The sequence below is a fragment of the Dysgonomonas sp. PH5-45 genome (assembly GCF_029893235.1).
Taxonomy (GTDB): domain Bacteria; phylum Bacteroidota; class Bacteroidia; order Bacteroidales; family Dysgonomonadaceae; genus UBA1309.
Genome location: NZ_JARXWE010000023.1, coordinates 41,119 through 49,122, shown reverse-complemented (window position 1 = coordinate 49,122; position 8,004 = coordinate 41,119). Strand labels below are relative to the sequence as shown.

The 8,004-nt window shown below is 30.4% G+C and carries 6 protein-coding genes; all 6 read right to left on the bottom strand.

Going from position 1 to position 8,004, the window contains the following annotated elements:
• Window positions 1-77: 77 nt before the first annotated feature.
• Window positions 78-3,290 carry an SIR2 family protein gene (locus M2132_RS09080; RefSeq protein ID WP_280698269.1) on the bottom strand — a complete coding sequence of 1,071 codons (3,213 nt, stop codon included), beginning with the start codon at window positions 3,288-3,290 and terminating at the stop codon, window positions 78-80.
• The gene (locus M2132_RS09075) at window positions 3,265-3,663 is read right to left on the bottom strand and encodes a plasmid mobilization protein (protein ID WP_280673010.1); all 399 of its coding nucleotides are present in this window, start codon (window positions 3,661-3,663) and stop codon (window positions 3,265-3,267) included. Before M2132_RS09075 ends, M2132_RS09080 begins: the two co-directional genes overlap by 26 nt.
• Before the next feature lie 416 nt (window positions 3,664-4,079).
• Complete coding sequence (locus M2132_RS09070) at window positions 4,080-5,303, bottom strand: primase-helicase family protein (RefSeq protein WP_280673011.1); 1,224 nt, start codon at window positions 5,301-5,303, stop codon at window positions 4,080-4,082.
• Between the two features lie 95 nt (window positions 5,304-5,398).
• A complete protein-coding gene (locus tag M2132_RS09065) occupies window positions 5,399-5,719 on the bottom strand; it encodes a helix-turn-helix domain-containing protein (RefSeq protein WP_280673012.1) in 321 nt (106 codons plus the stop codon).
• Between the two features lie 102 nt (window positions 5,720-5,821).
• Window positions 5,822-6,766: a hypothetical protein gene (locus tag M2132_RS09060; protein ID WP_280673013.1), complete on the bottom strand. Its 945-nt coding sequence runs from the start codon at window positions 6,764-6,766 to the stop codon at window positions 5,822-5,824.
• Window positions 6,763-7,998: a phage integrase SAM-like domain-containing protein gene (locus M2132_RS09055; protein ID WP_280673014.1), complete on the bottom strand. Its 1,236-nt coding sequence runs from the start codon at window positions 7,996-7,998 to the stop codon at window positions 6,763-6,765. The genes M2132_RS09060 and M2132_RS09055 overlap by 4 nt, the downstream gene beginning before the upstream one ends.
• Window positions 7,999-8,004 lie beyond the last annotated feature (6 nt).

Sequence of the window (8,004 nt, the reverse complement as noted above, 5' to 3'; positions counted from 1 at the left end):
AGATTGAGCAAATATTCAACGCGCTTATTTCATTGATAATAAATAATTTAACTAAACAAATCAGCGAATTGTTTCAACTACTGATTCGCATTAATTAATAAATTGAATGATGCTGAATAGTTTTTCCAACCCCATAGCTCTATCTCACGAATCAATAAATCAGTGCCGTTTTTTATAACTCCGTAGCTATCCGAGATTAAGGCATCATCTATTATAACAAAACCCCTTTTATTTATATAATCCTGATTAATTTCTGTCATTATTTGAGGATAGTCTTTTTGTGTTTCTAAAAGATTCTTGTTTTTAATAAGAAAAAAAAGCATTTCTTCAAGTAATGAAACATACATATTGGAGAAAAATGTGTCATCTCTATCATTAAGGAATTTGCTATTTTTTAATTTTGTATATCTATTACATAGAGAGTTATATATTTTCAATAATTCTGATTTATCCCATTTTATATTGTAACTGATTTTATTTATTTCGATAAAATCAGGTGGTGAAGCAGATTCGTCACTGTTCAATCCATTATCCCACAAGTATGGACTATTTAAAATAATTTTTTTGTAAACTTTGCATATTCGTGAATCTAATTTTGCAAAGAAAGACATGGATTTTAAATTGAATGGTTTTAGTTTTATTTGAGTATCAATTATTTCAATCTTTTGCGCAACTTTTTTCAATTGCTCTTTTGTTAATAAATTAAAGATATTTCCCGCAATAACAAAATCGGCCCCATCGCTAATAGTATCAATAAAAGAGTCAACTACGCCTTTTAACTCTGCATCTTTTTTCAATTTTGATAAATTTCTTTTCAGAGAATCATAGTTGTAGTATAAATATTTAATACTTGTGTCTGGCTTTCTGTTTTTATTTTCTATACAGTCAATAATAACTTGCTTTGAATTTTTAAAATCAAGATAAGGCAACCCATTCTTTATAAAAGAATCAAGGGAGTCTTTTCTCCTAATATTTTCCCAAATATCTAATACATTTTCCGTCCATATTTGTATGAAATATTTTCTCCACTTAGAAGGAGAAACAGATATTAATAGTTCAGAAGCAATCCACAAAATACTTCTTTTATATGCATTAGGGGTATTACTTGACAGATATGCTAAAAATAACATTTCTAGAATTTCAACATTTTCTTCTTGCATAAAATTAGAATAAGCAAAATCCTGACCTATCCTTTTTAAAATATCTTTATAACCATCATATTGAAGTATATAATACAATATTGGATAAGGATAGTCCTTAAACAAATTCCTAGATATTACATAAAATGTTTCCGCATTGATAAATGTCAGCCCATTTCTTGAGTTTTGCCATCCTGTTTCAATCAGAAATTGCATTGCCTTAAATGATGTTTTGTAAAATTGTTGTTCGCTATTATCTTGACTGGATGTGCTTCCATAAGGCTTTATCGATTCGTTTTTAGAAAGTCCCTTTAATATTAGATCTCGATAATCTATAATATTGTCTGATTTGTCGGGAGAAATACGCTGCCCAGTTAAATAATCTAACTGTTGTTGTGCGTAATTTCTTTCTTTTTTATCAATTTCTTTTTCTATATATTCATTTAGTACAAAGATTGATTTGTCGTTATCAAAAACAGAGTAGAATCCTGCTTTTTTCTGCGCCTCTTCATTATTGGGATTCCATTTATCTAATAACGATTTAAGTTCTTTGAAGTTTAATGTAAATGCAGCTCGTAATACATTTTCGTAATAAGAAAAAGATACTTCTTGTTTTTTTGAAGGATCTTTTATCATGAGAGATTTCTCTCTTTCTTTTAGTTCCAAATATCTCACATTCCATTCCTCGGAATCATCTAAAAACTTAGAAATATTTTCATCAATATTAGGATGCCATTCTGGAAGATATAAAGTATCTTTAAATGCCAATATAGCAAGCTTTGCTTTATCTATTGTTAGAGAATTTTCCACATTTAGGTCTAACAAAATATCTTCTTGTCTAAAAGTGCTTTTGACAAATCTATTATAAGGTTTTGCTTCTATTAAATTATTCAAAATTGACTTGTCTATGCTGGTATGGTGGTCGAATCCGTTTTTAACAGTTTTAGAGTATTCTGTTTTTGCTACAGCTGTCCATAAAGAAGAGTATGACTCCTTTTCAATCAAAATGTTTTTTCTATTTTCCGTAGAATACAAGTAATTAAAGAAACATTTGAATAATACGACAGGATTTGTTTCATCAAGAGGAATTTTAAGAATCTCTTTGACTTCTTTACTTTTTAGTGGAATAATAATAATTCTATGATTTTTATAGAATTGCAACTTGTCTTCTGTTGGAGCATTTTCATCCAATGATAATAAGAAGATTTTAAAATCATCCGTGTTCTGTATTCTTTCGTTTGGATTTTTAACAATTATATCTCGAACCCATCTTATCCATGCTAAAAAATTAGGGTCATCTCCAGAAAATCCAAAAAGACAGAATATTCCTTTTAATAATGAAATACGCATTAATTGAGTAAAGGCTTCATGTTTATTTGGATATACATCGTAATCTTCTTTTGAAATAATATATCTGATGCCAAAGTCATTATCAAAGCCAAACAAACAATCCTCATTTGTTCTAAGATGTCCGTGAATTTTAATGATAGATTTATTGTTCCCTGAAGTTAATTCATAGTCATTTGTAATAATATTTTTCCATTGCTTGTTATTCAATCGACTAATATATTCTAAAAGATGATCGTAATTAGTAGTAAATATATTCTCCCAAAAACCGTCTAAAAAAATATTAAACAATTCTATTCCTTCAGGATTTAAAGGGATAGATTTGTGTTCTTTTTGAAAATATAAGTCTCTTTTATCGTGACGAATAGAAGGGATTCTTTCCTCAATATAAATTTCAATTGCCTCTCTATAACCTTTTTTCTTTATATATTGAGATACTATATTTAAATATCCTTCTCTATCAATAATTTTTTTAACAATATCTTTTTCAAAAGATATTTTATCTATTATGGCTTTGCGATCACGCCTTATGTGAAGATGATTTATGTAGGATTGTTCGATTTCATAGTTATACAACCAAACAACCATATCATATAATAATTGTTGCCAAGAAGGATATTCCTTTGCGATATTTTTTGAAAAGCCAGCCCCCACTAAAGCTGAAACTTCGCGGGCTTGATATTTTTGTTTTAACTTTCCGAGTAATTGCTTGTAGTTCATTGTAATAATGTTATTTCCTTTTGACATACAAATATAGTCATAATTCATTTTAACATTATTATTTTTTCTTTTTCTTGCTCGCATGACGGAGTAATTTCTTTAGACTGTGGTCTATAGTCTGATTCATCGCTGCATATTCGCCCATACAGGCAACCATAGCCTTTGCATTAGCATCTTGAATATAACCTTTCCCTTTCACATCGGCATTAATAGCTTTTGCGATCTGATTTAAGTTATTACCCACTCTTCCCGCCTCTTTATGCCAATTTATAAGACTCTCCACAAAATTAGTAGCATCCAAAACAATTTTACTATCATTCATCGTTCTTTCCCGCACGAAGTCAGAAATTTTATTAAAACTCGCCTCTTTTGCCTTTGCCTTAATTACATTAAATTCTTCCTCTGTACAACGAAACTCAATTCTTTTAGTTTTGTTTTTTATCTCTTTCTTTCTCATAGTTGCGATCCTAAAAAATAGTATTATTTTTCATCTCGATGTCAGTCGGACAAGATGTTTTGTACGTACAAAAACACATCTTGCAACGCTTAGGAGACGGCATATTTAGATTATCAAACCTATCTACTTTTTTTGACAAAAGGGAAAGAATATATGCTATGCTTTTCTCCCTTTTGTTAATGACCTTTTTACTTATCCTTTACCTAAGGAGAGCGATTAGCTCAAAAATTTGATGATTTGATGAAGACACCCCTTAGTACTACTATTTATTAAATAGTTACATGCTCATCAACTTGTCATCATTTCATCAAATTTGATTTCCCGATGAAATGTTTCATCATCATTTATAATTTTGATGACAGTTTGATGATGTTTTGATGAAAACCTACTCTATTGATATTCGGGTTTCTATATACTTAATTCATCAATTCATCAAAATTAGAATATAGGAAAAGCTTTGTTACTGTAAAATATCGTCCTTTTGCTCCTTCTTGAAGATGATAACCAAAATCATTTACAAGTAGCCTCTTATAAGAATTTGAGTTACTTTGTGGTTCTAACTGCCAGTTATTCTTCAAAATCCGGCGTATTTCAATTAGATACGACTTCGGTTTTCCAATAATATATAAAGCATCGTTAGCCGTAAGGAGAATCTCATTCAGTTCTAAATCTTCTATGGCTGTGTATAAGGCAGTAGCCAGCTCTATTTCCAATTTATTACGGCTTGCTATTCTCATTTTGCGAAGTGCTTTCGTTTCTAACTGACTTGGATTGAACCACATTCGGCTTAAAGCCTGTGGTACATACATATCCCTATGCAAAAGGAAGTGAAGAAAAGCAGGAATCTCGGCCTTTAATTTGGACAAAATGTCCACATCCAAATTTTCCTCTTGGATAACAGGGACTTTAACTACCCAAAATCTTATTTCGTCATTATCCAGTTTGAGTAAATCAGTCTCACGGTTACTACACAATATTATTTTTAAGAACATATCAACCTCTACTCGGTCTTTCCCCTTTGCTTCGCTATTATATTTATCTGCGGTCGATATATTTTTCAGAATCTCAATCAAACTGTCGTCTTGTATAGCAGCTTCCTCTACTCCGACAATAAGCTTCCCCATCCAATCGCTGTTAAACCGACTCCCAATATTCTGATTATCCAGAAAGCTCATGTTTGAAGAATAGATTGCTTTTAGCCATTTAAGAAATGTTGTCTTGCCTGTATGCCTTTTTTTTGATACCAAACAAAGAATTGGTAATATTTGGGTTGGTTGTTCATATATTAATTTCAAATAATCTAAGGCTATTTCTAATTGGAAGTCAAAAATATGCTTCAAAAATTTCAAGGTATACGTAATATCTCCTTTTTGGGGTGTGTATTCCAACGGAGAGTACGTATTATAGAAAGTTCCGTACACTTTTTTATAATTTATGTGGTTTGGAATACAAACCATACCGTCGTACTTGGGTATTTCTTTCATGAAATTTGTAATATCTATTTGCTGCTCCTTTAAATCTCGAATAATTGTTTCATAATTCCATGGAACAAGGCATTCGTTTAACTCTCCATCTACTGTTGGCTTGAATACTGTCTTATTATAAGATGTGCCTATTCTTATATATGGATTTTTGTTCATATACAAATTATTTGCGTACCTTTGTTTTGTTCAATTACAAAAGATACCTGTTATACAATAAGGTAATAAAATAAGAAGCATAAGGTCGGATAACCTTATGCTTTTTGATTTTGAGAAAGATTATAGCTTGATTTTGCTGCTTCTAATAATTCTGACCTAAGATAGAATACACGGTTTCCAAGTTTATATTTGTTAATTATTCCTTTCTTTGACCAATTTATTATTGTCTGAACTGTAACTCGGAATAAATTCGCTGCATCCAATTGAGATATTCTGTCATTCTCGAATTGGACTTCTTTTTTGTGCTGAATTTCTTGAGGTGCATTCTCTTGATTCAATTTTATTATAATTGAACCATCTGTGTTAAGCTGTATATTTTCAACCGCTTTAAGTTGTTTGAAATTTGTTTTTGCCATTTTTATTCAATTTTAGTGATTTGATGGCAAACGTATGAAAAGAAGAAATGTACAGGCATGTAAAATCTTTAATCTGTTTATTAATCTGCTGAAAATGAGCATTTAAATTTTGCAGATATATTTTACTTCATCCTCATATTTTTCTATATTATCTTTTAGAGAAAATCCGTCACTTAAATATGTCCTTAATGTGGAACTTGATAATCCTGTGCCTTGAGTAAAGTATTCGGATAATGATTTTTGTAAATCAATCATTGAAGTAATGTAGTTTCTTGACAAGGCCAATAAAACACAAAACTTCCGATTGGAGCCTTTGTTCGTTAAAAATATACCATTGATTCTATCTCTTACTAAATCTATTTCTAATGGAGTTGTTTTTTCTTTAGATATTTGAGTCAGGGTTATGTAGAGAATTAGTAAGTCTTTTTTAGTAATACCCCAATCGAAATGCTTGAGAAAACGCAGTAACCTTTTTCCTATTTCGTAATAATTATTAATCGTTCCGTGTTTTAGGGTATATTCAGGTGTATAGTCATGTCCTTTGAAATGAGTTTCATGTAAGTCTTTTTCTATTGTTTCTTTTTCTATAAAAGAGATTTCAAAATTTCCATTTTGGAGTCTTTTGTTTAAACATGGAATAACAACTTTTTTATTATGGATAATCATTAAATCATCCAGTAGCGTCTGAAAACTTATTTGCCTTGAATTATTTGAATAAATCGAGGCATGATATAAAACATTCTTAGCTTGCTTAATGTCTAAAATCATCAATGCACCTAAAGCATCTACCACGTCATAATTTGTTCTTCCATTTAATAAGTTGAATTGAAGATTCCAATATCTTGAAATAAGTATGTTGACTTCTGCTATTAGGCTTTTGTATATTTCCTTTTCTATATCAATAGATGCCTCTTTAAGATTGGCCTCAATTCTCAATCTATCTTTCACTAAAGAACTTAATGCTTTGGCATAAAATACATACTCTATTTTACTTTTTAACTCCGATAGGTATTCTTCTATGATTGGCTGTAACAAATACTGGCTCATAACTTATCCCAAGTGTTTTCCATTTGTTTTTGAATATCTTGTTGCGAAAATTTCACATAACGCCTAAATGAAGAGTCTCGTTTGTGTCCTGTAATGCTTTTTACAAACCGTTCCCCCATTCCAAGGATTAGAGAAACCGTAGCAAATGTTTTTCTTCCTGTGTGCATTGTGATGAAGCCATACTTGGGACGCGTTTCATCTTGTCGAACACTTCCTTTATAGCGAGTTATAGTTGTTATTGTATCTATCCCCACAATTTTACAACATTCTTTGATATATTTATTTGCATTTTGTGAAGAAATTATCGGAATCGGTTGAAATGGTGTATTCTTATATTTATCTAAAATTGCAATACTGTATTTATTAAGAGGGACAAAATGGTCTTTATTTTTTGTTTTTATAATATTCCCTTTTAAGTAATCTTTGTAAAGGCTAGACTTCGCTAAATTTCGTAGATCAGAAAATCTTAACCCTGTAAAACATCCAAAACAGTATAAATCCCTAGTCTTATCCAATCGGTCTGATTCAAATTCAAAATTATATAGCATTAATAATTCATCAGGAGTAAGACAAATGACTTCAATTTCCTCTTCAGGTGCATTGAATTTTAAATATTTATGGTTGTTGTGATATTCTCTATCGGACGCCCATGTCATGAACGTTTTGAGAATGGAAATAATTTTTGAAAAATAGTTATTATTTATATTTTTTTGTTCATAAGAGTATTTTCTGAACTCTTCAAAAAAGGATATGTCAATGTTATCTAACAACAGTTGCTTTCCTGTGTAACTAGAAAAGTCTTTTAGGAAATTTCTTACAGTAATCCTGCCTTTTGTTGTGTTTTTTGCAGATATAGGTTTTTGAGATTCGATATATTCATTAAAAGTATCAAAGAAATCATGTTCGATATTGATTTTCTGTTTCTGTTCTAATTTATCTAAGATAAATTCTTTGGTCAATTCTACCTTATTGAGTAAAGCATAGCGTTCTATATCTCGAATACGTTCTTCTAGGTCATCTAATATTTGATTGTACTCAACATGAAAGTTATATTCTTCGGTCTTATAATTGGCACGAATACGCATTCGTTTATCTTTCCATTGGTCGGGTTTTGTGTTTACGCCTTTGATAGATTTCTTTATCAGTTGCCCGTTGAATGTAATGTGCATACGTATTGGTGCTAGCCCGTTCTTATTTAGTAGCTCTTTGCGTAGGTAAAATGATACTTCCATAGTATT

Coding starts and splice junctions, on each gene's coding strand:
- M2132_RS09070 (WP_280673011.1), bottom strand. CDS start 5,303: ATGAACAAAAATCCATATATAAGAATAGGCACATCTTATAATAAGACA.
- M2132_RS09060 (WP_280673013.1), bottom strand. CDS start 6,766: ATGAGCCAGTATTTGTTACAGCCAATCATAGAAGAATACCTATCGGAG.
- M2132_RS09080 (WP_280698269.1), bottom strand. CDS start 3,290: ATGCGAGCAAGAAAAAGAAAAAATAATAATGTTAAAATGAATTATGAC.
- M2132_RS09075 (WP_280673010.1), bottom strand. CDS start 3,663: ATGAGAAAGAAAGAGATAAAAAACAAAACTAAAAGAATTGAGTTTCGT.
- M2132_RS09055 (WP_280673014.1), bottom strand. CDS start 7,998: ATGGAAGTATCATTTTACCTACGCAAAGAGCTACTAAATAAGAACGGG.
- M2132_RS09065 (WP_280673012.1), bottom strand. CDS start 5,719: ATGGCAAAAACAAATTTCAAACAACTTAAAGCGGTTGAAAATATACAG.